General features: G+C 71.3%; 24 protein-coding genes. 6 read left to right on the forward strand and 18 right to left on the reverse strand.

Annotated features, from left to right (window positions below; translation table 11 throughout):
* Positions 1–16: 16 nt before the first annotated feature.
* The 3 genes from EOT10_RS24085 to EOT10_RS24095 form a co-directional block, all read right to left on the reverse strand.
* Positions 17–610 carry a DUF2812 domain-containing protein gene (locus EOT10_RS24085; protein ID WP_127830400.1) on the reverse strand — a complete coding sequence of 198 codons (594 nt, stop codon included), beginning with the start codon at positions 608–610 and terminating at the stop codon, positions 17–19.
* 28 nt (positions 611–638) lie between these two features.
* A complete protein-coding gene (locus tag EOT10_RS24090; protein WP_127830401.1) occupies positions 639–1,433 on the reverse strand; it encodes an HAD family acid phosphatase in 795 nt (264 codons plus the stop codon).
* A 95-nt stretch (positions 1,434–1,528) separates the two neighbouring features.
* Complete coding sequence (locus tag EOT10_RS24095; protein ID WP_127830402.1) at positions 1,529–2,143, reverse strand: TIGR03086 family metal-binding protein; 615 nt, start codon at positions 2,141–2,143, stop codon at positions 1,529–1,531.
* Positions 2,144–2,406: 263 nt separating this feature from the next.
* On the opposite strand from EOT10_RS24095, the gene EOT10_RS24100 reads away from it, so the two are divergent.
* The gene (locus EOT10_RS24100; protein WP_127830403.1) at positions 2,407–3,216 is read left to right on the forward strand and encodes an NAD-dependent epimerase/dehydratase family protein; all 810 of its coding nucleotides are present in this window, start codon (positions 2,407–2,409) and stop codon (positions 3,214–3,216) included.
* Positions 3,217–3,319: 103 nt separating this feature from the next.
* A complete protein-coding gene (locus EOT10_RS24105; RefSeq protein ID WP_189492033.1) occupies positions 3,320–4,540 on the forward strand; it encodes a TerD family protein in 1,221 nt (406 codons plus the stop codon).
* 138 nt (positions 4,541–4,678) lie between these two features.
* On the opposite strand, the gene EOT10_RS24110 is transcribed toward EOT10_RS24105, so the two are convergent.
* Entirely contained in the window at positions 4,679–4,906 is a 228-nt protein-coding gene (locus tag EOT10_RS24110; protein WP_127830405.1) for a CarD family transcriptional regulator, read from the reverse strand.
* Positions 4,907–5,148: 242 nt separating this feature from the next.
* Here EOT10_RS24110 and EOT10_RS24115 point away from each other — a divergent pair, with 242 nt between their 5' ends.
* Positions 5,149–6,159 (forward strand): serine/threonine-protein kinase, encoded by a 1,011-nt coding sequence (locus EOT10_RS24115; RefSeq protein WP_127830406.1) that lies wholly within the window; start codon positions 5,149–5,151, stop codon positions 6,157–6,159.
* A gap of 109 nt (positions 6,160–6,268) precedes the next feature.
* Here the strand turns inward: EOT10_RS24115 and EOT10_RS24120 are convergent, their stop codons facing one another.
* On the reverse strand, positions 6,269–7,726 hold the full coding sequence (locus tag EOT10_RS24120) for an alkaline phosphatase PhoX (RefSeq protein ID WP_127830407.1): 1,458 nt from the start codon (positions 7,724–7,726) through the stop codon (positions 6,269–6,271).
* A gap of 180 nt (positions 7,727–7,906) precedes the next feature.
* Positions 7,907–9,379 (reverse strand): hypothetical protein, encoded by a 1,473-nt coding sequence (locus EOT10_RS24125; protein WP_127830408.1) that lies wholly within the window; start codon positions 9,377–9,379, stop codon positions 7,907–7,909.
* Between the two features lie 203 nt (positions 9,380–9,582).
* Here EOT10_RS24125 and EOT10_RS24130 point away from each other — a divergent pair, with 203 nt between their 5' ends.
* Complete coding sequence (locus EOT10_RS24130) at positions 9,583–11,409, forward strand: DUF8508 domain-containing protein (RefSeq protein WP_127830409.1); 1,827 nt, start codon at positions 9,583–9,585, stop codon at positions 11,407–11,409.
* A gap of 25 nt (positions 11,410–11,434) precedes the next feature.
* Here EOT10_RS24130 and EOT10_RS24135 read toward each other — a convergent pair whose 3' ends face one another.
* Positions 11,435–11,665, reverse strand: a complete 231-nt coding sequence (locus EOT10_RS24135) for a hypothetical protein (protein WP_127830410.1) — start codon at positions 11,663–11,665, stop codon at positions 11,435–11,437.
* A 186-nt stretch (positions 11,666–11,851) separates the two neighbouring features.
* Here EOT10_RS24135 and dapA point away from each other — a divergent pair, with 186 nt between their 5' ends.
* The gene (gene dapA / locus EOT10_RS24140) at positions 11,852–12,757 is read left to right on the forward strand and encodes a 4-hydroxy-tetrahydrodipicolinate synthase (RefSeq protein ID WP_127830411.1); all 906 of its coding nucleotides are present in this window, start codon (positions 11,852–11,854) and stop codon (positions 12,755–12,757) included.
* On the opposite strand, the gene EOT10_RS24145 is transcribed toward dapA, so the two are convergent.
* From EOT10_RS24145 to EOT10_RS24165, 5 genes are all read right to left on the reverse strand, one after another.
* Complete coding sequence (locus EOT10_RS24145) at positions 12,744–13,967, reverse strand: WD40 repeat domain-containing protein (RefSeq protein ID WP_127830412.1); 1,224 nt, start codon at positions 13,965–13,967, stop codon at positions 12,744–12,746. The two genes, dapA and EOT10_RS24145, sit on opposite strands and share 14 nt — an antisense overlap.
* Positions 13,964–14,584, reverse strand: coding sequence for a SigE family RNA polymerase sigma factor (locus tag EOT10_RS24150; RefSeq protein WP_127830413.1), 621 nt, complete (start codon positions 14,582–14,584; stop codon positions 13,964–13,966). Before EOT10_RS24150 ends, EOT10_RS24145 begins: the two co-directional genes overlap by 4 nt.
* A 175-nt stretch (positions 14,585–14,759) precedes the next feature.
* Positions 14,760–15,761: a 2,3,4,5-tetrahydropyridine-2,6-dicarboxylate N-succinyltransferase gene (gene dapD, locus EOT10_RS24155; protein ID WP_127830414.1), complete on the reverse strand. Its 1,002-nt coding sequence runs from the start codon at positions 15,759–15,761 to the stop codon at positions 14,760–14,762.
* A gap of 348 nt (positions 15,762–16,109) precedes the next feature.
* A complete protein-coding gene (locus tag EOT10_RS24160) occupies positions 16,110–16,694 on the reverse strand; it encodes a TetR/AcrR family transcriptional regulator (RefSeq protein ID WP_127830415.1) in 585 nt (194 codons plus the stop codon).
* A complete protein-coding gene (locus EOT10_RS24165) occupies positions 16,694–17,014 on the reverse strand; it encodes a DMT family transporter (protein ID WP_127830416.1) in 321 nt (106 codons plus the stop codon). The genes EOT10_RS24160 and EOT10_RS24165 overlap by 1 nt, the downstream gene beginning before the upstream one ends.
* Positions 17,015–17,066: 52 nt before the next feature.
* Here EOT10_RS24165 and EOT10_RS24175 point away from each other — a divergent pair, with 52 nt between their 5' ends.
* Positions 17,067–18,377, forward strand: a complete 1,311-nt coding sequence (locus tag EOT10_RS24175; protein ID WP_189492009.1) for a DUF7847 domain-containing protein — start codon at positions 17,067–17,069, stop codon at positions 18,375–18,377.
* Positions 18,378–18,468: 91 nt separating this feature from the next.
* On the opposite strand, the gene EOT10_RS24180 is transcribed toward EOT10_RS24175, so the two are convergent.
* From EOT10_RS24180 to sufD, 6 genes are read right to left on the reverse strand one after another with little or no spacing between them, the layout of a single operon-like run.
* Positions 18,469–18,801 (reverse strand): metal-sulfur cluster assembly factor, encoded by a 333-nt coding sequence (locus EOT10_RS24180; protein WP_127830418.1) that lies wholly within the window; start codon positions 18,799–18,801, stop codon positions 18,469–18,471.
* Complete coding sequence (sufU, locus tag EOT10_RS24185) at positions 18,798–19,256, reverse strand: Fe-S cluster assembly sulfur transfer protein SufU (protein WP_127830419.1); 459 nt, start codon at positions 19,254–19,256, stop codon at positions 18,798–18,800. Before sufU ends, EOT10_RS24180 begins: the two co-directional genes overlap by 4 nt.
* 16 nt (positions 19,257–19,272) lie before the next feature.
* On the reverse strand, positions 19,273–20,529 hold the full coding sequence (locus EOT10_RS24190; protein WP_127830420.1) for a cysteine desulfurase: 1,257 nt from the start codon (positions 20,527–20,529) through the stop codon (positions 19,273–19,275).
* On the reverse strand, positions 20,526–21,290 hold the full coding sequence (gene sufC, locus EOT10_RS24195) for a Fe-S cluster assembly ATPase SufC (protein ID WP_127830421.1): 765 nt from the start codon (positions 21,288–21,290) through the stop codon (positions 20,526–20,528). Before sufC ends, EOT10_RS24190 begins: the two co-directional genes overlap by 4 nt.
* Positions 21,291–21,297: 7 nt before the next feature.
* Positions 21,298–21,615, reverse strand: coding sequence for a non-heme iron oxygenase ferredoxin subunit (locus EOT10_RS24200; RefSeq protein WP_127830422.1), 318 nt, complete (start codon positions 21,613–21,615; stop codon positions 21,298–21,300).
* On the reverse strand, positions 21,615–22,808 hold the full coding sequence (gene sufD, locus EOT10_RS24205) for a Fe-S cluster assembly protein SufD (protein ID WP_127830423.1): 1,194 nt from the start codon (positions 22,806–22,808) through the stop codon (positions 21,615–21,617). The genes EOT10_RS24200 and sufD overlap by 1 nt, the downstream gene beginning before the upstream one ends.
* Positions 22,809–22,845 lie beyond the last annotated feature (37 nt).

Consider the following 22,845-nt stretch of genomic DNA (forward strand, 5'->3'; position numbering starts at 1 on the left):
CCCACCGATGTGCCCGCTAGCGGCGCCGCCCGCGCAGTGTCCGGAGCGCCAGGTGCAGGAAGCCGCGACGGCGCGGCGGGGCCGGCGGCGGTCCGGCGGGCGCGGACACCGGGTCGGTGGCGGCCGCCTTGGGACGCTTGAACCACGCGTACACGACCCAGTCGCCGCACGGCTCCCAGCCGTCGCGCGCGAGCCGCTCGTCGCGTGCGAGCTGCTCGGCGCGGCTCCCGCCCGCTCCCGTGGCCACCTCACGCCGGTACTCCCAGCGCCTCGGCCGCTCGGGGTCGCGGTGGCTGACGAAGCGGCCGGGCGGGTCGATCCGCTCGACCTCCCAGCCCTCGTCGCCGAACCGGTTGAGCAGTTCCTCGCCGGCGTACGTGTCGGCGAGGAAGCACCAGGTCTCCAGGTGCTCGTCGGCCGGGGCGGACGCCCTGTCCGGAGCGAGCCGCCGGGCGAACGCGTCGACCGGCCCGAACGCGTCCTCCGGCTCCGCTCCCCCGGCCCGCGCCAGATACGAGCCGAGGTCGGCGACGACGGCCGCGACATGGTCCGCCGGAAGCCCGTGCGCCTCGCGCAGCAGCTCCGCGAGGCGGTCGAGATAGCCGGTCACGGCACACGAGCCTACGGCCCGCCGGCGCTCACTCCACGAAGTAGGTCGGGTTGGGGAACTTGTACGTGCGGTCGGCGAAGCCGCCCTGGAGATCCGAGTACTGGTCGCCGAAGTTGCCGACGATGTCGTACCCGAGCGACTCGATGTGCTTGCGGGTGCCGGACTTGTACTGCACGGTCGTGCACTTCCAGGCGCTCGGGGTGGCGCAGTCGCTCAGGTAGGCGGGCGGATTCGCCTTGTCCTTGAGGAACATGTGGGCGGCGTCGAGGTTGACGTCGATGCCGGTCTTCCTGAGGTTGGCGACGGCGGCCGCGCGCTGGGACTCGCCGAGGCCGGAGTTGTAGAAGACCTCGACCCCCTGGGCCTGGGCGTAGGCGACGAGATCGGGTGTGCCGAAGACGGCGGGGCGGTCCGCCTTGGCGACGTACTCCTTCCAAGTGGCGTCGTTGTAGGTGTAGTTGGTCTTCTTCTCGTAGTCGAGGCTGAGGAGAAGCGTGTCGTCGATGTCGAAGACGACGGCGGGCTTGACGCCCTTGTGGTGCTCCCGGGCGGCCTCGGCGATCCGCTTCTTCGCACCGGCCTCGATCCGGGCGAGGTCCTGGGCGTACTGGCTGGACGGGGACGCCTGGTAGACGCCGTCGCTGCCGAGGGTGGTGCCGTAGTAGGAGTCGATCTCCTTGACGAGCTGCCCGATGTTGTGGGGCTCGGCGGTGGTGTCCGACGAGGCCGGACCGGCGCTCGCGGCACCCGTCCCGTAGAAGGCGGCGCCGGCAAGGACACAGGAGGCCGCGGTGAGGACCGCGATGCGTGTGGGCTTATGCATGACAGGTTTCTACGCGCGTCACACCGCCGGCGCGAGAGGTTTGCCGGTGGGCTTTGCCGGATCGATACATGAGCGGGCGCCTGGGGCGAGCGGCGTCAGGAAGCGGGCTTCCAGTCCGGGTCACGGCCGCTCAGGCCCACGGCGCGGTCGAGCAGGGGCGCCGACTCCGCCACCGGGACCACCGGGCCGAAGATCTCGGGGCGGGGGCCCTCCGCGGCCTGGAGGAGGAAGGCGTGGGCGGCCTGGAGCGCGGCCTCGTCGGGCTCGTACTCCTGGCCCGTGGCCCGCGCCAGGTCCCAGCTGTGGACGACCAGTTCGTCCAGGGCGACGAGCCCGGCCACCCCGCCGGGCAGGTCGACCCCGCCCGCCCGCGTCATCCCCTGCCAGGCCCGCGGGTCGCGCCAGGCCTCCGCCAGTTCGCCGAGCGCCTTCGTCAGGGTGTCGCGCCAGCCGTCGGTGATGTCGGGCAGGGACGCCGCCGGGTTCGTGTCGGTCGTCGCACCCAGGTCCTTGCGCCCGGCGTCGCGGAAGGCGACGGTCAGGCCGACGACGTGCCCGAGCAGGTGGCGCACGGCGTACTCCGGGCACGGCGTGGGCAGGCCGAGCTGGTCCTCGCCCACCCCGTCCGCGAGGCGCGCGACGATCCGGGTCTGCGGGCCGAAGTCCACCATCGGGACGGCCGGGCCGGTCTCATCGGTCGTGTCGGTCATGCGGGGGTCCTCCTTCGTTCAAACGCTCGTTCAAACGGCACGTTCAGTCGGTTCTTGCGACAGGTAGACCGTCATGGTCACCGAAACTCATCGCCCGCACGGGCAGCGACTCGACGGCCTCGGCGTGCTCGGCTTGCTCGGCGGCGGATTCCCGGCCTCCGCGCGAGACTTGACCGCCCCCGCGGCCGTCCCTAGCTTTTCCATCGCTGTGAATGCCGTGCACGAATGCGGCCACTCCGCTGACCGATTCGAGGAGATCCCGCATGCCCGCTCCCCGCACCGTCCTGCTCACCGGCGCCGCCGGGGGCGTCGGCACCCTGATGCGCGGGCTGCTCCCGGCCTACGGCTACGACCTGCGCCTGCTCGACGTGCGGCCGATCGAGGGCGAGCCGGACGCGATCACGGCCGACCTCGCCGACCGTGCCGCCCTGCGCGAGGCGGTGCGGGGCGTCGACGCGGTCATCCATCTCGCGGGCATCGCCCTCGAGTCCACGTTCGACAAGATCCTCAGGGCGAACATCGAAGGGCTCCACCACCTCTACGAGGCCGCGCGCGAGGAGGGCGTGCGCCGCATCGTGTTCGCCTCGTCGAACCACGCGGTCGGCTTCACGCCACGGCCGGCGGACGGCGGCCCCCTGATCCCCGTCGACACCCCCCACCGCCCCGACACGTACTACGGCCTGTCCAAATCCTTCGGCGAGGACCTGGCGCAGCTCTACTGGGACAAGTACGGCCTCGAGACCGTGTCCGTGCGCATCGGCGCGTGCCTCATGGAGCCGACGGACGTCCGGATGATGTCGGTGTGGCTGAGCCCGGGCGACGGCGCACGGCTCTTCGACGCGGCGCTCACCGCCGAGAACGTCGGGCACACCGTCGTCCACGGCTCGTCCGCGAACACCCGCCTGTGGTGGGACCTCTCCTCCGCGCGGGCGCTCGGTTACGCCCCGCAGGACGACTCGGAGCAGTACGCGGAGAAGCTGCTGGCCGAGTACGGCGAGCTGGACCCGGACAACCCCGGCCACACACGCCTCGGCGGGCACTTCGTGACGAACCCGCCGGTCTGGCCGCACTAGGGCGTGTCCGGCGGCGCGCACCCCTTCGGCGGGCAGGTGCGGAACTCCTCGGCAGGTAAGGGAACGGCAAAGCGGCCACGCTCGTTACCCCGGCATGACCGCTATGACCCCCGGCTCGAACATCCCGCTGTCCACCGCCCGCGTGGCGGTGGACGTCGCCGCCCCGGTGCGGCTCGACGTCTCGGGCCTGCTGCTCACCGCCGACGGCAAGGTGCGTTCCGACGACGACTTCGTCTTCTACAACCAGCCCTCGGGCCCGGGTGTGACCTACCGCTCGGGCGGCGGCACGGCACCGGACGCGATCGTGGTGGACACGGCCGCCGTGCCGCCGGGCATCGAGAAGATCGTCGTCACCGCGAGCCCGGACGCGGCCGGCCAGACCTTCCAGGGCATCGAGCCCACGGCCACGATCAGAGGCGCCGACGACGGCTCCGTGCTCGCCACGTTCACCCCGCCGCGGCTCGGCGGCGAGACGGCCCTGGTCGTCGTCGAGATCTACCGCCGCAACGGCGCGTGGAAGGCCCGGGCGGTCGGCCAGGGCTATGCGAACGGCCTGGCGGGCATCGCCACGGACTTCGGCGTGAGCGTCGAGGAGCCCGCGCCCGCCGCTCCGGTCACGGCCCCGGCGACCCCGGTGCAGGCCATGCCCGCCCCGACCACTCCCCCGGTCGACCCGCGCCTGGCACCGCCCGCGCCGCCCGCCGCCGCCCCGGCACCCGCTCCCGCGGCGCCCGCTCCAGGCGCCGGGAAGATCAATCTGGACAAGGGCCGCGTCAGCCTCCAGAAGAACCAGACGGTGTCCCTCGTCAAGGGCGGCCGGCCACTGCTGTCGCAGGTCAAGATGGGTCTCGGCTGGGAGCCCGCGTTCCGTGGCAAGGACATCGACCTGGACGCGTCGGTCATCGCCTTCGGACCGCAGCGCAATCACGTGGACAGCTGCTACTTCGGCAAGCTCTCGATCGTGAACGGCGCGATCAAGCACTCCGGTGACAACCTCACGGGCGAGGGCGGCGGGGACGACGAGGTGATCGTCGTCGACCTGGGCCGTCTCCCGGCGGAGGTGACGGGCCTGGTGTTCACGGTGAACTCGTTCTCGGGCCAGAAGTTCACCGAGGTCGCCAAGGCGTACTGCCGGCTCATCGACGCGGCGACGGGCGAGGAGCTGGTCCGTTTCGACCTGACGAACGCGGAGGCGCAGACCGGCGTCATGATGGCGAAGCTGATCCGCCAGTTCTCCGGGGAATGGGACATGACCGCGATGGGTGACTTCGTGAAGTCGCGGACGGTGCGCGGCATGGTGAAGCCGGCGGCGCAGGCGCTCTAGCCGTCGGGGCCGCACGGATACGGGGCATCACGGGACATCACGGGGTGTCACGGTGCGTGACGGGCGGATACGGCAGAGGCGGCCGGTGGCACGGGATTCGTGCCGCCGACCGCCTCCTGACCGTCCAGGGGAGAGCTGTCAGAGCTTCGACAGCTTGGAGAACGGGCTCAGGAACCTGCCCTGCTGCCCGGCGAAGTCGATGAGCACGGCGTCCTCACCCTCGACTCCGATGATCCTGCCGAGGCCGTACTGGTCGTGCGAAACCCGGTCGCCCACTTCGAACTGCTCTACCGGCGGAGCGGGCTTGGCCGGAACGTTGAAGGGGCTGCCCGGAAGGTGGCGGCGCGTACTGGGGGGCCTTGTCATTCATCGAGTATGCGCCCCGCGCACCCGCACACACCACGCCTACGTCCTCACACTTCGGTGACGATGTCCACACGGCCCGCCTGACCAGTAAGAAAAGCGCGCTGTACGCGTCGCCGGTCGGCGGTCGACCGGACGGACCCCATAGAGTCGTCGACGGTCGTCGAAGCAGGCACAGCACGTAACGCAGGCACGGCACGTAACGCAGGCACAGCACGTAACGCAGGTCCAGGAGGAAGCCGTCCATGGTGCGTCTCGCGGGATACCGCCTCGTCACTCAGCTCGGCGACGGAGCGGTGGGGACGGCCCATCTGGCGCGCTCCGCCGCGGGCCACGTCGTGGTGGTCAGGGCGGTGCACCGGCACCTGGCCGCCGATCCCTGGTTCAGGGAGCGTTTCCGGTGGGAGGCCGCGGCGGCGCGGGCCGTGCGGGGGCCTGCCACCGCCGCCGTGCTCGATGCGGACCCCGACGCCGAGGTCCCCTGGCTCGCGGTCGAGTACTGCGCGGGCCCCTCGCTGTCCGAGGCGGTGGCGGTGCTCGGCCCGCCGGTGCCGGGCGACCTCGCGGGGCTCGGCGCGACGCTGGCCGGGGCCCTGGCGGCGATCCACGCGACGGGGCTCGTGCACCGCGACCTCAAGCCGGCGAACGTCGTCGTGACGGCCGCAGGGCCCAAGGTCATCGACTTCGGTCTCGCGAAGGCCGTGGCCCCGGGCGACGGGACGCGCACCGACACCGGCCGGCGCCTCGGCTCCCCCGGTTTCCTGGCGCCCGAGCAGATCACCGGCGCCACCGAACCCGGGCCGCCCGCCGACGTGTTCGCGCTCGGCGCGCTGCTCGCCCTGTGCTCGACGGGGCGTAATCCGCACGGCGCGGGCAACGGCCCCGAGGCCCTGCACCGGACGCTGCACGACGAGCCGGACCTGCTGGGTGTCCCGGACCAGGAGTGGACCGCGTTCCTCTCCCGCTGCCTCGCCAAGTCCCCCTACGCCCGCCCCATGGTTCCCGAGGTCCTTCAGTGGTGTGCCGCGCGGGCGACCCCGCGGGCGTGGTGGCAGGACCCGGAGCCCGCGGCGCTCATCGAGGTCCACGAGGAGTCGCTGGCCGAGCGGCTGACGACGGAGGGCGACGACGACGTCCACGGCGACGGCGGCCACGTGGGGGCCGAGGGGCGGCCCGCGTGGTACGGCGGTGCCGTCGGGCAGCGCCCGCAGTCGCCGCTGCGCCAGTGGGACGCCCCGGACGTTCCCTGGTCCTGACGCGGCCACAAGGACGCGGGGGCACGGGCAGGGGCAGGAGGCAGGGGCCGGCTCAGGGAGTGGGAGCCGGCCCCTGCGGTGTGCATGCTCAGTTCGAGCGTGTGCGTGCTCAGTTCGAGCGCTGGCGCTTCCACGGCCCCGTGATGGCGAGCATGATGCCCGGGGTCTGGATGTTCGCGTAGAGGGTCCGGCCGTCGGGCGAGAACGTGACGCCGGTGAACTCGCTGTACTCCGGCTCCTGTTCGGTGCCGATGTTCAGCTCGTTGCGCGCGATCGGGTACGTGCGTCCGCCGTCGGTCGCGCCGAACAGGTGCTGGACGCCGTTGCCGTCCTCGGCGATGACGAGGCCGCCGTAAGGGGACACCGTGATGTTGTCCGGGCCGTCGAAGGCGCCGTCCTTGGCCGGGTCGGCGTTCACGCCGAGCAGGACCTTCAGCGTGAGCGTGCGGCGCTTGGGGTCGTAGAACCAGACCTGCCCGTCGTGCTGGACGGGGCTCTCGGTACGGGCGAACGAGGAGACGATGTACGCGCCGCCGTCGCCCCACCACATGCCTTCGAGCTTGCGGGCGCGGGTGACCTCACCGGCCGCGAACTGCTTGCGCACGGAGACCGTCCTGGCGTCGCGGTCCTGGACGTCGACCCAGTCCACGCCGTAGACCGTGCCGATCTGCGTGGCGCGGGACAGGTCGTCGACGAAGCGGCCGCCGGAGTCGAAGCACTTGGTGGCCTGGAGGACGCCCGCGTCGGCGGCGAGCGTGCGGAGCTTGCCGCGGCCGTGCTCGAAGCCCTGCGGCGGGGTCCAGCGGTAGAGCAGGCCGTTGGGGCCCGCCGCGTCCTCGGTGAGGTAGGCGTGGCCGCGCTTCGGGTCGATGACGACGGCTTCGTGCGCGTACCGGCCGAGCGCCTTGATCGGCTGGGGCGAGCGGTTGGCGCGGCGGTCGGCGGGGTCGACCTCGAAGACGTAGCCGTGGTCCTTGGTCATGCCGTTGGAGCCGGCCTTGTCCTCGGTCTCCTCGCAGGTCAGCCAGGTGTCCCAAGGGGTGCGCCCGCCCGCGCAGTTGGTGGCGGTGCCGGCGATGCCGACCCACTCGGCGACCTGGCCGTCGCGGCGGACCTCGACGACGGTGCAGCCACCCGCGGCGGCCGGGTCGTAGACGAGTCCCTCGGTGAGCGGAACCGGGTGGGCGGCCTTGGTGCGGGGGCCGCCGATCTCGTGGTTGTTGACGAGCAGCGTCGCGCCGCGCGGGCCCTCGAAGGTTGCGGTGCCGTCGTGGTTGGACGGGGTGGACTCGCCGGACTCCAGGGTCGTCTTCCCCGTGTACGTGATGACGCGGTACGAGAATCCGGCGGGCAGCGCGAGCAGGCCCTTCGGGTCGGCCACGAGGGGGCCGTAGCCGGGCGTGTGGCCGGCGTCGGCCTGGCCCTCGGTGCTCGCGGTGGCTTCGTAGTCACCTTCGGCGGCCAGCGCTCCGGGTGCGGTGGCGAGCGCGCCGACGGTACCGGCCAGGGCGATTCCCGCGCCGGCGGCGGCGGAGCGTCTCGTGAAGTCCCTGCGGGTGAGCGACATGGTGTCTCCTGTGACCGGGTGGCTGTGACGGTGCAGCGAACGGATGGTGCTGTTGCCGTTTCGGCCACACGCTCCCCGCCACGCCTGAACGGCGGCTGAACTCCGTACGACGCCGGAAGTACGCGAGAGGGGCGGGACGCCCTCGCGTCCCGCCCCTCTCAAGTCCCCGCCGCGGCCCGGCTAGCCCGCCTGCGCGGACCTCGCCTTGAACGCCGCCTTGCGGGCCTCCTTGGCGACCTTCTTGTCGGGGTGCAGCCGACCCATCGCCTCCAGGACGTCCGCCGTCGCCGGGTGGTCAACCTTCCACGCCGCCGCGAAGAACCCGCTGTGCTGGGCCGCGAGCCCTTCTACGAGGCCCTGCAGCTCGTCAGAGTTGCCCTCCAGCGCGAGCTGCGCGGCGATCGTGTCGACGGTGAGCCAGAAGATCAGGGACTCCGGCGGCGCCGGTACGTCGCTCGCGCCGTGCTCGGCGAGCCAGACCCGGGCGAGACCGCCGAGCTCCGCGTCGTCGAGGACCTCTCGCAGCGCCGGCTCCGCCTCGCCGCCGACCAGGGACAGTGCCTGCTGGCAGCGCAGCCGACGCAGCGGCGCGCCCGGGTCCGAGCCACGCGCCGCGGACAGCAACTCCCGTGCGGCCAGGAGCTGTTCGCGCCGGGCGAGCCACTGCTCGATCTCGGCCTGCGCGGCGGCCTGCGGGAACGCCGACGTGCCGTCGAGCAGCGTGTCGGCGCCCTTGTCCGCGAGGTCGCCGACGGCGGGCGCGTCGACGCCGGCCTCGATCATGCGTGCGCGGATGCCGTAGAGGCCGAGCGGGGTGAGCCGCACCATGCCGTACCGGGTGACGTCGGAGTCGTCGAACGAGTCGGCGGATTCGGTCGCCCCAGCGGCCCTGGCGGCCTCGTCGGCCTCGTCGATCTCCGCCATCAGCGCCTCGTCGACCGGCTGGAACTCGACGAGCCCCACCGGGTCGAGCAGCCGGAACTGGTCGTCCAGCTTCATCATCGCGTCCGACACCTGCTCCAGGATGTCGTCCGTGGGCTCGCCCATGTCGTCGGGCACGATCATCGACGCGGCGAGGGCGGGCAGCGGGACGGGCGCGTCGCCCGCGCCGCCCTCGGTGACGGTCAGCAGGTAGAGGTTGCCGAGGACGCCTTCGAGGAACTCGGCCTCCGCCTCGGGGTCCCAGTCGAGCTGCGAGAAGTCGGCCTCGCCGCCCTCCTCCATGGTGGCGACGAGATCGCCGATGTCCTCGATGTCGGGCACGCTCGCGTCCGCGAGGACCGCGTCCAGGGCGACGAGCCACAGGCCGAGGATGTCCTGGGGGCCACCGGAGGTGACGACGGCGAGGTCCTCGCCCGCGGCGACGGTGCCCTCCTCCTCGTCCACGATGTCGACGAGCCCGGTGTCGACGGCGATCCGCCAGGCCTCGCTGGCGTACGCGGCCCCGTCGGCGTCGGCGGCGAGCCCGAGTTCGAGGGCCGCGGCGGGCAGCTGTTCGTCGACGAGTTCGCCGCCCGCGCCGACCCGGGTGCCGGGGCCCGCCCAGCGGGCGAGCCGCACCGCGCGGGAGAGCAGCGGGGTGGCGAGGGCGTCCCGCGCGAGCTCCGCTTCGGAGTGCAGCCTGGCCGGCGGCAGGGGGGAGCTGTCTGACATCGCCTTGTTCTCCTCCGGACGTGTTGTGCGACCGCTCAGCCTAGACGGATTTGCCGGCATGCCGCCCGGTTCATGTACCCGTCAGAAACCGTCCACCGGCGAAACCTTGACAACTCCCCTGACCACACAAGACATTTACGCGCGTAGAAGCACGTCGCTCCACCCTCGTCCCGGCGCCTCACGCACGTCCCCGGAGGGATCCCTTGCCGAGCAAGAACACGTCGCGCCTCGCCGCGCTGACCGTCGCCGCCGTCTGCTCCACCGTCTCCGCCATCGTCCTCACCTCGCCCGCGCACGCGGACGCGATACGCATCCACGACATCCAGGGCACGACCCGCACGTCCCCGCTGGCCGGGCAACCGGTCACGGACGTGGCCGGGGTGGTCACGGGCGTCAGAACCTACGGCTCGTCCAAGGGTTTCTGGATCCAGGACACCGCGCCCGACGACGACCCCGCCACGAGCGAGGGCGTCTTCGTCTTCACCGGTTCGGCCCCGAAGGCCGCCGTCGGCGACGCGGTGCGGGTCTCGGGCACGGTCTCGGAGTACGTGCCGGGCGGCACGTCGTCGGGCAACCAGTCCCTCACCGAGATCACCAAGCCGGCCGTCACGGTCGTCTCCTCGGGCAACGCGCTGCCGGCCGCCACCGTCATCGACGCGAAGTCGGTCCCCGCCGCGTACGCCCCGCCCGGCGACCCCGCCGCGAACGGCTCGGTCAACGCCCTGCCGCTGCGCCCCTCCCAGTACGCGCTCGACCTCTACGAGTCGCTGGAGGGCATGAACGTACAGATCGGCTCGTCCCGCGTCGTCACCGCGTCGGACGCCTACGCCGAGCTGTGGGTGACGGTGAAGCCGCACGAGCACCCCACGCGCCGCGGCGGCACCGTCTACGGCTCGTACGACTCCCAGAACACGGGCCGTCTCCAGGTCCAGTCCCTGGGCACGGCCGCCGGCTTCCCGAAGGCGAACGTCGGGGACACCCTGGCCGGGACGACCGAAGGCCCCCTGGACTACAACCAGTTCGGCGGGTACACGCTCGTCGCGCGGGAGCTCGGCACCCTCGACAAGGGGGGCCTCGAGCGCGAGACCACGCGGAAGCAGAAGAGCGGCGAGCTGGCCGTGGCGACGTACAACGTGGAGAACCTCGACCCCGGTGACGCCACGTTCGACGCGCACGCCGCCGCGATCGTGAACCACCTCCAGTCGCCCGACATCGTGTCCCTGGAGGAGATCCAGGACAACAACGGCGCGAAGGACGACGGCACGGTCGCCGCGGACGTCACGGTGAACAAGCTGATCGACGCGATCGTCGCCGCGGGCGGCCCGAGGTACGACTGGCGGTCCATCGACCCGGTCAACGACAAGGACGGCGGCGAGCCCGGCGGCAACATCCGCCAGGTGTTCCTCTACAACCCCGAGCGGGTCTCGTTCACGGACCGCGCGGGCGGCGACGCCACCACGCCCGTGGGCGTGACCCGGACGGACGGCCGGGCGGCGCTCACCGCGTCCCCCGGCCGGATCGACCCCGCCGACACGGCCTGGAAGAGCAGCCGCAAGCCGCTCGCGGGCGAGTTCGTCTTCCACGGCAGGACGGTCTTCGTCATCGCCAACCACTTCGCGTCCAAGGGCGGCGACCAGGGCCTGACGGCCCAGTACCAGCCGCCGGCCCGCAACTCGGAGACGCAGCGCCACGCGCAGGCGGACGCGGTGAACGGCTTCGTGAAGGACATCCTCGCGGCGCAAAGCGACGCGGACGTCGTCACCCTCGGCGACATCAACGACTTCGAGTTCTCCGGCACCGCGCAGCGCCTGGAGGACGGCGGCGTCCTTTGGTCGGCGATCAAGTCCCTGCCGAAGAGCGAGCGTTACACCTACGACTACCAGGGCAACAGCCAGGTGCTCGACCAGATCCTGATCAGCCCGTCGATCCGCGAGGACGACGACTTCGCGTACGACAGCGTGCACGTCAACAGCGAGTTCAACGACCAGATCAGCGACCACGACCCACAGGTGCTGAGGTTCCGCCCCTAGCACGCGGGAGAAGGAGACGGAGCGCTCAGGTGAAGGTCCCGCCGGCGCTCCGTTCCGCCTCGGCGAGGATGGCGTACCGGTCGGCCACGATCGCCTCCGCGTCGGCCACCGCCCGCTCGGCGGCGAGGCGGCGGCCCGCCTGGGAGTGCGGGTCCGGTGCCGGGCGCCTGCGACGCCACCAGACGTCGCAGGCGGCGTGGACGCCGCTCGCGCAGAGGAGCAGGGGGACGGCGAGGACCAGGAGGATGTCACGCACGGCGGATTCCTTACATGGAGCTTTCACCCTGCTACGTCGGAATCCGGGCGGGCCTCCTGAAGGTCGCTCCTCGGCCAATATCCCGGCGAAACCCGGCCACACCCCCTCCATCTCGTAGCAAGCCTTGCCACTACCTCGTAGAAGAATTAAGTGGAGCTGTACGGTCCGGGCGCCGACACTGCACTCATGAACCTCGTGAACGCCCCGCACCCGCCCTTCGGCCGTGCCCTGTGCGCCATGGTCACGCCGTTCACCGCCGACGGCGCACTCGATCCGGACGGCGCGCAGCGCCTGGCCGCCCACCTGGTGGCCGAGGGCTGTGACGGCCTCGTCCTGTCCGGCACCACCGGCGAGTCCCCCACGACCTCGGACGACGAGAAGGCCACGCTCGTACGGGCCGTCAAGGAGGCGGTGGGCGAGCGGGTCCCGGTCGTCGCGGGCGTCGGCACCGCCGACACCCGCCACACCGTCCGGCTGGCGCTCGACGCCGAAAAGGCGGGCGCCGACGGCCTGTTGGTCGTCAGCCCGTACTACAGCCGCCCGCCGCAGGACGCCCTGGAGGCCCACTTCCGCGAGGTCGCGGACGCGTCCGGACTGCCCCTGATGCTCTACGACATCCCGGGCCGCACGGGCACACGTATCGAGCCGGACACCATGATCCGCCTCGCGTCCCACCCCCGGATCGTGGCGGTCAAGGACTGCGCGTACGACATGCTCGGCAGCCAACAGGTGCTGGCCCGCACCGAGTTGGCGTACTACGCGGGCTGCGAGGAGTTCGCGCTCCCCCTCTACGCGGTGGGCGGGGCCGGATTCGTGTCGACGGTCGCGAACGTGGCGCCGCGCGCCCTGCGGGCCGTCCTGGACGCCTTCGACGCGGGCGACACCGGCGACGCGGCCCGCCGCCAGCAACTGGCCGCGCCCCTAGTGGGGTTGATGATGGCGTCCGGCCTTCCGGGCACGGTCACCACGAAGGCGCTCCTGGACGCGCTCGGCCTGCCCGGCGGCCCGGTCCGCGCACCGCTGCGGCCCGCCGGCCACGAGGTGACCGACGGACTGCTGAGCGCGTACGAGAAGGTGGTCAGCGCGTCGTGAACTGCGGGGTCCAGCGGCCCGGGTAGTCGTCGGACGCCTTGCGGAAGTCGCTGAGCTGGACGACCTTGTCACTGCCCATGGTGAGCAGGAGCAGCTGGTTGCGGAACTCGCCCGTGCCGTTGCACTTCTTGGGGTCGCAGCCCCAGGCGATGAGCCGCTTGTCGTCGGCCCAGGCGAGCAGCTGCTGGCCGGGCACCTTGGTGACCGTCTTCCCGGTGGCGGAGTCGACGATCGCCGAGGCGATCTCGTTGCCCCGACCCGCGAACTCGCCTCCGATGAGCTTGCCGTCGGGCGACAGGCCCGCCTCCGCGTAGGACACGTGCCTCTCGGCGGCGGGTGTGGCCGCCTTGCGGCCGTTCAGGTCGTAGTAGATCCGGCCCGGCGCCATCGGGATCGGCTCGTAGACGAGCGTGCTGTCATGGCTGAACCCCAGGTCGGCGCGCGCGTTGGGCGACCAGCCCATCTCGTCCTTCCAGAACGGCAGCCGGTGCCAGTCCGCCTTGCCGGAGGCGACGTCGACGATCGTGAACCCGGTCCTGCTGGCGACCGGCCCCGCCTCGTCCTTCCCGTTCACGTTCATCTTGTGCGACCAGTAGTAGTGGTCGGGGTTCTTGGCGTACGTCGTGGCGACGAGCTTCTTGCCGTCCGGCGAGAACGACACCCCGGCCACACCCTTGTCGAGCTCGATCCACCGCTGCACCTTGCCGGTGATCAGGTCGAGCAGACCGATACGGTCGGCCGGGAGCCGCCGCTCCAGAACGGCGGCCGTCCGCATCCCCGGCGCCACGTCGATCCACGACCACCGCGTGGTCCTGTCGTACTTGCCGGTCTTCTGGTTGAGCAGTCCGTACGTGCGCCTCAACTCGGCGTCGTGGCCCGGCAGTTCGACCCTCTTGTACGTGGAGAACGCGGCGAGCGCCTGGTCCCCCGCCGCGATGAGGTCCCGTGGGGGCGACTGGTCCGGGTGCGCGATGATGTCGCTCTTGTTCATCTGGCTGGCGGGCCGCACGTCCTGGCCGCCGGGGTGCAGGACGGGCACGGAGACCACGGCGGCGACGGCGGCCACCGTGGCGAGTGCGGCGCCGGCGATGACGCGGGTCCGGCGGCGGCGGCGCGCGGCGAGCACCCGTTCGGCGAAGTCGGGTGGTGCGGTCGCGCCCTCGGCGGCCTGTTCGCGCAGTGCGTCCCGCAGCAGGTCATCGACGTTCACGGACGCACCTCCATGGGCGAGAAGTCACGGGACGGCAGGTCTTCGGCGTCGGCCGGGCCGAGCGCGGCGAGTTCGGGCGCGAGGCTGCGCAGCTTGGCGAGCGAGCGGTGCGTGGTCGAGCGCACCGTGCCCACCGAGCAGCCGAGGAGCCGGGCGACGTCCGCCTCGGGCAGGTCCTCGAAGTACCGCAGGACGAGCACGGTGCGCTGCCGGGCGGTGAGCCGGGCGAGCGCGGTACGCATCACGATGCGCAGGTCGGCGGCGTGGGCGGAGTCGACCCCCGTACGACTCTCCGGCGGCTCGGCGACGCTCAGTTCGCGCCCGCGCCATTTCAGGCGCCATCTGCTGACCTGCTGGCGGTAGAGGATCTTCCGTACGTAGGCCTCCGGCTCGTCGATCCGGTTCCAGCGTCCGGCCGCCTTGATCAGCGCGTTCTGGAGCAGGTCCTCGGCGGCGTGCCGGTCGCCCCCGCTGAGGAGCACGGCGGTCTTCAGCAGTGCGGAGGACCGGCTCGCCACGAACTCACGGAAGCTGCCCGAGCCGTCCGCGCCTCCCCCGTGGTCGGCGTCGGCCGCGCCGTACGCGTCACCTGCGTCGTCTGCCTTGCCGGCATTCATCGGCACCTTCTCTTCCCCGGTGGGCCCTTGCTGCCCCCTCGCTGACCCTTGTGACGCGCGCGGCGCCGCGCGGCTATGCCTGTGCGACGAAAAAAATTCTGCGTGTCACGTACGAGAGCGCCCTCCCCCGGCCGTACGGGCCGGGGAAGGGCGCTCGATGACGAGGCGTGCCGCGTCAGTTGTGGCTGTGCAGGATCTCGTTGAGGCCGCCCCACACCGCGTTGTTCGGGCGGGCCTCGACGGCGCCGGTGACCGAGTTGCGGCGGAAGAGGATGTTCGAGGCGCCGGACAGGTCACGGGCCTTGACGATCTCGCCGTCGGGCATGGTGACGCGCGTGCCGGCGGTGACGTAGAGGCCGGCCTCGACGACGCACTCGTCGCCGAGGGCGATGCCGACGCCCGCCTCCGCGCCGATGAGGCAGCGCTCGCCGATCGTGATGCGGACGTTGCCGCCGCCGGAGAGGGTGCCCATGGTGGACGCGCCGCCGCCGATGTCGGAGCCGTCGCCGACGACGACGCCCGCGGAGATGCGGCCCTCGACCATCGACGTGCCGAGCGTGCCGGCGTTGAAGTTGACGAAGCCCTCGTGCATGACCGTGGTGCCCTCGGCGAGGTGCGCACCGAGCCGCACGCGGTCGGCGTCGGCGATCCGGACGCCCTTCGGCGCGACGTAGTCCGTCATACGGGGGAACTTGTCGATGGACGTCACGGCGAGGTGCAGGCCCTCGGCGCGGGCGTTGAGGCGGACCTTCTCGACGTCGTCGACGGCGACCGGGCCGAGCGAGGTCCAGGCGACGTTCGCGAGGAAGCCGAACATGCCGTCCAGGTTCTGGCCGTGCGGCTTCACCAGGCGGTGCGAGAGCAGGTGGAGGCGCAGGTAGACGTCGTGCGCGTCCAGCGGCTTGTCGTCGAGCGAGGCGATGACCGTGCGGACGGCGACGGTCTCCACGCCGCGGCGGGCGTCGGTGCCGATGGCCTTCGCGGCGCCTTCGCCGAGCAGCTCGACGGCACGCTCGGCGGAGAGCCGCTCGGTGCCGGCCGGGCCGGCCTCGGCGACCAGCTCGGGGGCGGGGAACCAGGTGTCGAGGACGGTGCCGTCGGCGGTGAGCGTGGCGAGACCTGCGGCGACGGCGCCGGTGGTGCGCTGAGCGGTGGTGCTGGCGGGAGAGTCAGACATGAGTGAAACCTAACCGGAGGGGCACCACGGGGGCGAACCGGTACGACCACCGTCTCAGGTACCGGTCGCGAAACACTCCCGCGGCGGCTCGGGGGTGGGGTCAGCGGCCTGGTCGGCCGGGGGTGACGCCAGCGGCCCGGTCGGCCGGGGTGACGTCAGCGGCCTGGTTGGTCGAGGGTGGCGCCATCGGCCTGATCGCCGGGGGGTGGCGCCAGCCGCCCGGTTGCTCGGGGTGGCGTCAGCGGTCCGGTTGACGGGGTGGCGCAAGCAAGCCCGACCGGTCGAGGGTGACGCCAGCAACCCGGTCACCAGAGCCGGCGCCCGTGGCCCCCGGTCGCAAGGTTGGCGTCAGCTCTCGTCGCCCGGCGTGGCGCCGCCCGTCGCGTCGCCGGGGGCGCCGTCGATGATGCGGGCCAGCATGTCGCGTGCGTACTCCTCGTCGTAGACGGCGTCCGTGAGCAGTACCTGGAGGCAGATGCCGTCCATCAGTGCGACCAGCGCCCGTGCCGTGACCGGGTCCGTGCGGCGGGCGAGCCGGTCGGCGACGTCGTCGCCCCACTCGGCGGCGACAGGCCGCAGCGCGGGCTTGCGCAGAGCGGCGAGATACAGCTCGTACTCGAGCTCGACGCCGGTGCGGTCACCGGCGAGCCAGTCGCCGAGGACGGCGGCGAGACCGGCGGCGAGCCGGGAGCGCGGCGCCTCGAACACGGCGCTCCCCGCGACCGCCTTCGCGAACCCCTCGTTGGCCTGCCGCAGCGCGGCGACAAGGAGTTCGTCGAGGGTGCGGAAGTGGTACGTCGTCGAGCCGAGCGGCACGTCGGCCTCGGCTGCGGCACTGCGGTGGCTGAGCCCGGCGATGCCCTTGGCGCCCACCACCCGGATCGCGGCGTCGATGATGCGCTGCCGCCGCTCGGGGTCGTACCGCCGCGCCATCAGTGCGCACCGCCCAGATTGAGCAGCACCACACCGCCGATCACCAGGACGATCCCCGCGACCCGGGCGGCGGTCATCGCCTCGCCGAGGAAGAGCATCCCGATCCCGGCGATGACGGCCGTGCCGACGCCGGCCCAGATCGCGTACGCGGTACCGACCTGCACGGTCTTCAGGGTCTGGGCGAGCAGCGCGAAGGCGATCAGATAGCCGGAGACCGTGATCAGGGAGGGCCAGAGCCTGCTGAATCCCTCGCTGTACTTCATGGCCGTGGTGGCGGCCACCTCCGCCGCTATGGCGCCGGAAAGCAGTACGTATCCCATGTGTACGAGGGTACACATCGATGTGTACGGGCGTACACACCACGGTCGGGCTATGGTGTCGCGATCACTGTGGGGGGCCACAGGGACGAACGACTCCTGGGAGCACGGCGAGATGACCGACATGTGGGGACAGGGACCGGGGCAGGGACCGGGACAGGGACCGGGACAGAGACCGGGACAGGACCCGGAACAGGGTCCGGGACAAGGGCCGGAGACAGGGCAGGGGCAAGGGCAAGGGGCGGGCTACGGACCCGGCTATGGTCCCGGACCGGGGGCCGGCGGACACGGACCCGGCGGACCCGGCGGATATGGACCGGGCGGACCCGGCGGTTACGGCCCCGGTGGCTGGGGCGGTGGCTGGGCCCCCGTACCCCCGCCGCCCCAGCCCGGCGTCATCCCGCTCGCCCCGCTCGGCGTCGACCGCATACTCGGCGGCGTCTTCAAGACGATGGGCCGGCACGCGAAGCCGCTCTTCGGCACCGTGCTCCTCGTCTACCTGGTGCTCGGCGCGCTCGTGGTGGGCGCGGCCGCGCTCGCCTACGCGGCCGTGTCGGACGACGTACGGGCGCTCTTCGACCAGGCGCCCCACTTCGACTGGGACCACGCGCGGCCCGTGTTCGTCGCGTTCGGCGTGGTGTGGGCCGTCGCCATGGTGCTGCTGATGACCGGCACGGCGTTCATCCAGTCCGCGTGCACGGTGGTGCTGCGCGAGGCGGTGCTCGGCCGTCCGGCCCGCTTCGGCGCGGTGTGGCGGCACGCCTGGCGGCGCACACCGTCCGTGCTCGGCGTCAGCCTGCTGATGGCCCTGATCGCGCTGATCCCGACGGGCCTGGCCCTCGCATTCCTCGGAGCGGTCTTCGTCTCGCTGATCAGCCACACCGCCGCACCGGCCGGCCTGCTGTTCCTTCTCTTCGCGGTCACCCTGCCGCTCACCCTCTGGGTCTACATCCTGTTCCTGTTCGGCCCGGCGGTCGCCACGCTCGAGGAGGCCGGGCCGGTCCAGGCGCTGCGCCGCTCCGCACGCCTGGTGAAGGGCGCCTGGTGGCGCACGTTCGGCATCACCCTGCTCGCCGGCGCGATCATGTTCGGCGTGTCCCTCGCGGTGCGCGTCCCGCTGCAGTTCGCAATGCCCACCCCGTCGCCGTCGGCATACGGACCGGGCACCACCCCCTCCGACGTGCTCAAGACGATGATGCCGGACCTGGGCCTCATGATGGCGGTGTCCATGATCGGCAACCTCGTGGTGCAGCTGGTGAGTTCGGTCTTCGGGCCGCTGGTCTCGTCGCTGCTCTACATCGACCAGCGCATCCGCCGCGAGGGCCTCGCCCACACGCTGGACCTCGCGTCCCGCTCGGACGCCTAGGGCGTGTCCGGCGGATCATGGCCTAGCGGAAAAACGCAATACGGCCCCCGCACCGAAGTGCGGGGGCCGTACCGGCAGAAAGACCTGCGCGTCAGACGTTGAAGCCGAGCGCGCGCAGCTGCTCGCGGCCCTCGTCCGTGATCTTGTCGGGGCCCCACGGCGGCATCCAGACCCAGTTGATCCGGAGCTCGTTGACGATGCCGTCGGTGGCCGACTTCGCCTGATCCTCGATGACGTCGGTCAGCGGGCAGGCCGCGGACGTGAGCGTCATGTCGATCGTGGCGATGTTCGCGTCGTCGATGTGGATCCCGTAGATCAGGCCCAGGTTGACGACGTCGATGCCCAGCTCGGGGTCGACGACGTCGTACAGGGCCTCGCGGACCTCCTCCTCGGAGGCCGGCTTCATCTCAAGGGTCTCGCTCATACGGTCTTCGCCTCCTCCGCGAAGGCCTGGGCCGTCGCGTCCTTCCACGCCATCCAGCTCAGGAGGGCGCACTTCACACGGGCGGGGTACTTGGAGACACCGGCGAACGCGACCGCGTCCTCCAGCACCTCCTCCATCGCGTCGTCGGGCTCGATCCTGCCCCTCGACTGCATCAGCTCCAGGAAGGTCTCCTGGATCTTCTGCGCCTCGGCCAGGTCCTTGCCGACGAGCAGCTCGTTCAGCACGGAGGCCGAGGCCTGGCTGATGGAGCAGCCCTGGCCCTCGTACGAGACATCACTGATCGTCTGGCCGTCATACTTCACGCGCAGCGTGATCTCGTCGCCGCACGTCGGATTGACGTGGTGCACCTCGGCGTCGCCATCGCGCAGACCGCGCCCGTGCGGGTGCTTGTAGTGGTCCAGGATGACGTCCTGGTACATCGAATCCAGCTTCACGTTCCCAGCCAGCCCCTCAGCCGAAGAAGTTCCGTACGTGCTCCAGGCCGTCGATCAGCGCGTCGATCTCGCCGGGCGTGGAGTACAGATAGAACGACGCTCGCGTGGTCGCAGGAATTCCGTAGCGCAGGCAGACGGGGCGGGCGCAGTGGTGGCCGACCCGGACCGCGATGCCCTGCTCGTCGAGGACCTGGCCCACGTCGTGCGGGTGGATGTCACCGAGCGTGAACGAGATCGCGGCGCCGCGGTCCTCGGCCGTGGTGGGGCCGATGATCCGCAGGTCCGGGACCTCCAGGAGCCGCTTCACCGCGTACTCGGTGATGGCGTGCTCGTGGCGCTCGATGTTCTCCATGCCGATCGAGTTGAGGTAGTCCACGGCCGCGCCGAGGCCGACGGCCTGGGCGATCGGGGGCGTGCCCGCCTCGAACTTGTGCGGCGCCGGCGCGTACGTCGACGAGTGCATGGAGACGGTCTCGATCATCTCGCCGCCGCCCAGGAACGGCGGCAGGTCCTCGAGGAGCTCCTGGCGGCCCCACAGGACGCCGATGCCGGTCGGGCCGCACATCTTGTGGCCGGTGAAGGCCACGAAGTCGGCCTGCAGCGCCTGCACGTCGAGCACCATGTGCGGGGCGGCCTGCGACGCGTCGATGAGGACGAGCGCGCCGACCTCCTGGGCGCGGCGCACGATGGCCTCGACCGGGTTGAGCGTGCCCAGGATGTTGGAGACGAGGACGAAGGAGACGATCTTCGTCTTCTCGGTGATGATCTCGTCGATGTTGGAGAGGTCGAGGCGGCCGTCGTCGGTCAGGCCGAACCACCGCAGCTTCGCGCCGGTGCGCTGCGAGAGCAGCTGCCACGGCACGATATTAGAGTGGTGCTCCATCTCCGTGATGACGATCTCGGTCTCGTGGTCCACGCGGTAGGGCTCGTCGGCCCAGCCCAGCATGTTCGCCACGAGGTTGAGCGACTCGGAGGCGTTCTTGGTGAAGATGACCTCGTCGCGGCTCGGCGCGTTGATGAAGGCCGCGACCTTGTCGCGGGCACCCTCGTACAGCGCCGTGGCCTCCTCGGCGAGCACGTGCACGCCCCGGTGGACGTTGGCGTTGTGCTGCTCGTAGTACTCACTGAGCGCGTCGATGACCTGGCGCGGCGTCTGGGAGGTCGCCGCGTTGTCCAGGTATACGAGCTTCTTGCCGTCGTGGAGCACCCGGTCGAGGATCGGGAAGTCCTTGCGGATCGCCTCGGTGTCGAGGAGGCCCGGCAGCTGTGTCACGCGGATGCGCCACCCTTCGTGTAGGCCTCGTAGCCCTCTGCCTCGAGCTTGTCGGCGAGCTCCGGGCCACCGGACTCGACGATCCGGCCGGCGGAGAAGACGTGCACGAAGTCGGGCTTGATGTAGCGCAGGATGCGCGTGTAGTGGGTGATCAGCAGGGTGCCGACCTCACCGGTCTCGCGGACGCGGTTGACGCCCTCGGAGACCTGGCGAAGCGCGTCGACGTCGAGGCCGGAGTCGGTCTCGTCGAGGATCGCGATCTTCGGCTTGAGGAGCTCCATCTGCAGGATCTCGTGGCGCTTCTTCTCACCGCCGGAGAAGCCCTCGTTCACGTTGCGCTCGGCGAAGGAGGGGTCCATCTGGAGCTGCTCCATCGCGGTCTTGACCTCCTTGACCCACGTACGCAGCTTCGGGGCCTCGCCGCGGATCGCGGTGGCCGAGGTGCGCAGGAAGTTGGAGACCGAGACGCCGGGGACCTCGACCGGGTACTGCATGGCGAGGAACATGCCGGCGCGGGCGCGCTCGTCGACGGACATCTCGAGGACGTCCTCGCCGTCGAGGGTGACGGTGCCCTGCGTGATCGTGTACTTGGGGTGGCCCGCGATGGAGTAGGCGAGGGTCGACTTGCCGGAGCCGTTCGGGCCCATGATGGCGTGCGTCTCGCCCTGCTTCACGGTCAGGTCGACGCCCTTGAGGATCTCCTTGGTGGAGTTGTCGGCCTCGACGGTGACGTGCAGGTCCTTGATTTCAAGCGTTGCCATGGGTGCCTCAGGACTCCTGGGAGAGGGAGACGAGTACGTCGTCCCCTTCGATCTTTACGGGGTAAACGGGGACGGGGCGCGTCGCGGGAAGGCCGGACGGCTTGCCGGTACGCAGGTCGAAGGCGGAGCCGTGGAGCCAGCACTCGATCTGGCAGTCCTCCACCTCGCCCTCGGAGAGGGAGACGTTCGCGTGCGAGCAGATGTCGTTGATCGCGAACACCTCCCCTTCGGTCCGGACGACCGAGACCGGCGTGCCGTCGAGTTCCACCCGCTTCGGGGTGTCCTCCTCCAGCTCGCTCAAGCCGCAGGCGCGTACGAAAGCCATCAGACCGAAGCCTCCAGCTCGGCCTCGATCTTGGCCAGCAGGCGCTCCTGGACGTCCGGGAGGCCGATCTGCTGGACCAGCTCGGCGAAGAAGCCGCGCACCACGAGGCGGCGGGCGTCCTCGGCCGAGATGCCGCGCGAGCGCAGGTAGAAGAGCTGCTCGTCGTCGAAGCGGCCGGTCGCGGAGGCGTGGCCGGCGCCGACGATCTCGCCGGTCTCGATCTCCAGGTTCGGGACCGAGTCCACGCGGGCGCCGTCGGTCAGCACGAGGTTGCGGTTCAGCTCGTACGTGTCGGTGCCCTCGGCCGTGGCCTCGATGAGTACGTCGCCGATCCAGACGGCGTGCGCGTCCTGGCCCTGGAGCGCGCCCTTGTAGGCGACGTTCGACTTGCAGTGCGGGGCGTCGTGGTCCACCAGGAGGCGGTGCTCCTGGTGCTGGCCGGCGTCGGTGAAGTACAGGCCGAGCAGCTCGGCCTCGCCGCCGGTGCCCGCGTAGTTGACGCGCGGGTGCAGGCGGACGAGGTCGCCGCCGAAGGTGACGACGACGGACTTGAAGGAGGCGTCGCGGCCGACGAGCGCGTTGTGCTGCGCGACGTGGACGGCCTTCTCGTCCCAGTCCTGGACGGAGACGACGGTCAGCTTGGCGCCGTCGCCCAGGATGTAGTCGACGTTCGCGGCGAGGACCGCGTCACCGGTGTGGTCGATGACCACGACGGCCTCGGCGAACGCGCCGAGCTCGATGACCTGGTGCGCGAAGGCGGTGGGGGCCTTTCCATTCTGGGGTTCCCCGTGCACCGCGATGCGGATCGGCTCGGTGAGGACCGTCTCCTTGGGGACGGACACGACCGAGGCCTTCTCGAAGGACGAGAACGCCTGGGCGGCGATGCGGTCCACCGGCTTGCCGGCCTTGCCGACGCGGGCGTCGTCGCGCCCGACGGTCTCCTGGGTGACGCCCGCGGGGGCGGTCACCTCGACGCGGAGACCGCCCTCGGCGACCGCGGTGCCGTCGTGCAGGCCGCGCAGCCGCTCGAGCGGCGTGAACCGCCACTCCTCCTCACGGCCGTGCGGGACCGGGAAGTCCGCGACGTCGAAGGACGGGGGCGCGCTCATGCGCGTGGCGACGGTGGACTCGGCGGCCACCGCGATGGATCCGGCGGTGGTCGAACCCACCGGGATGTTCTGAGCCTCAGCCATGGCTGTCGTGGTGCTCTCTTCCTGGATAAGTCTGGTT

Origin of the sequence: Streptomyces antnestii (assembly GCF_004005495.1) — a bacterium.
GTDB lineage: Bacteria > Actinomycetota > Actinomycetes > Streptomycetales > Streptomycetaceae > Streptomyces > Streptomyces antnestii.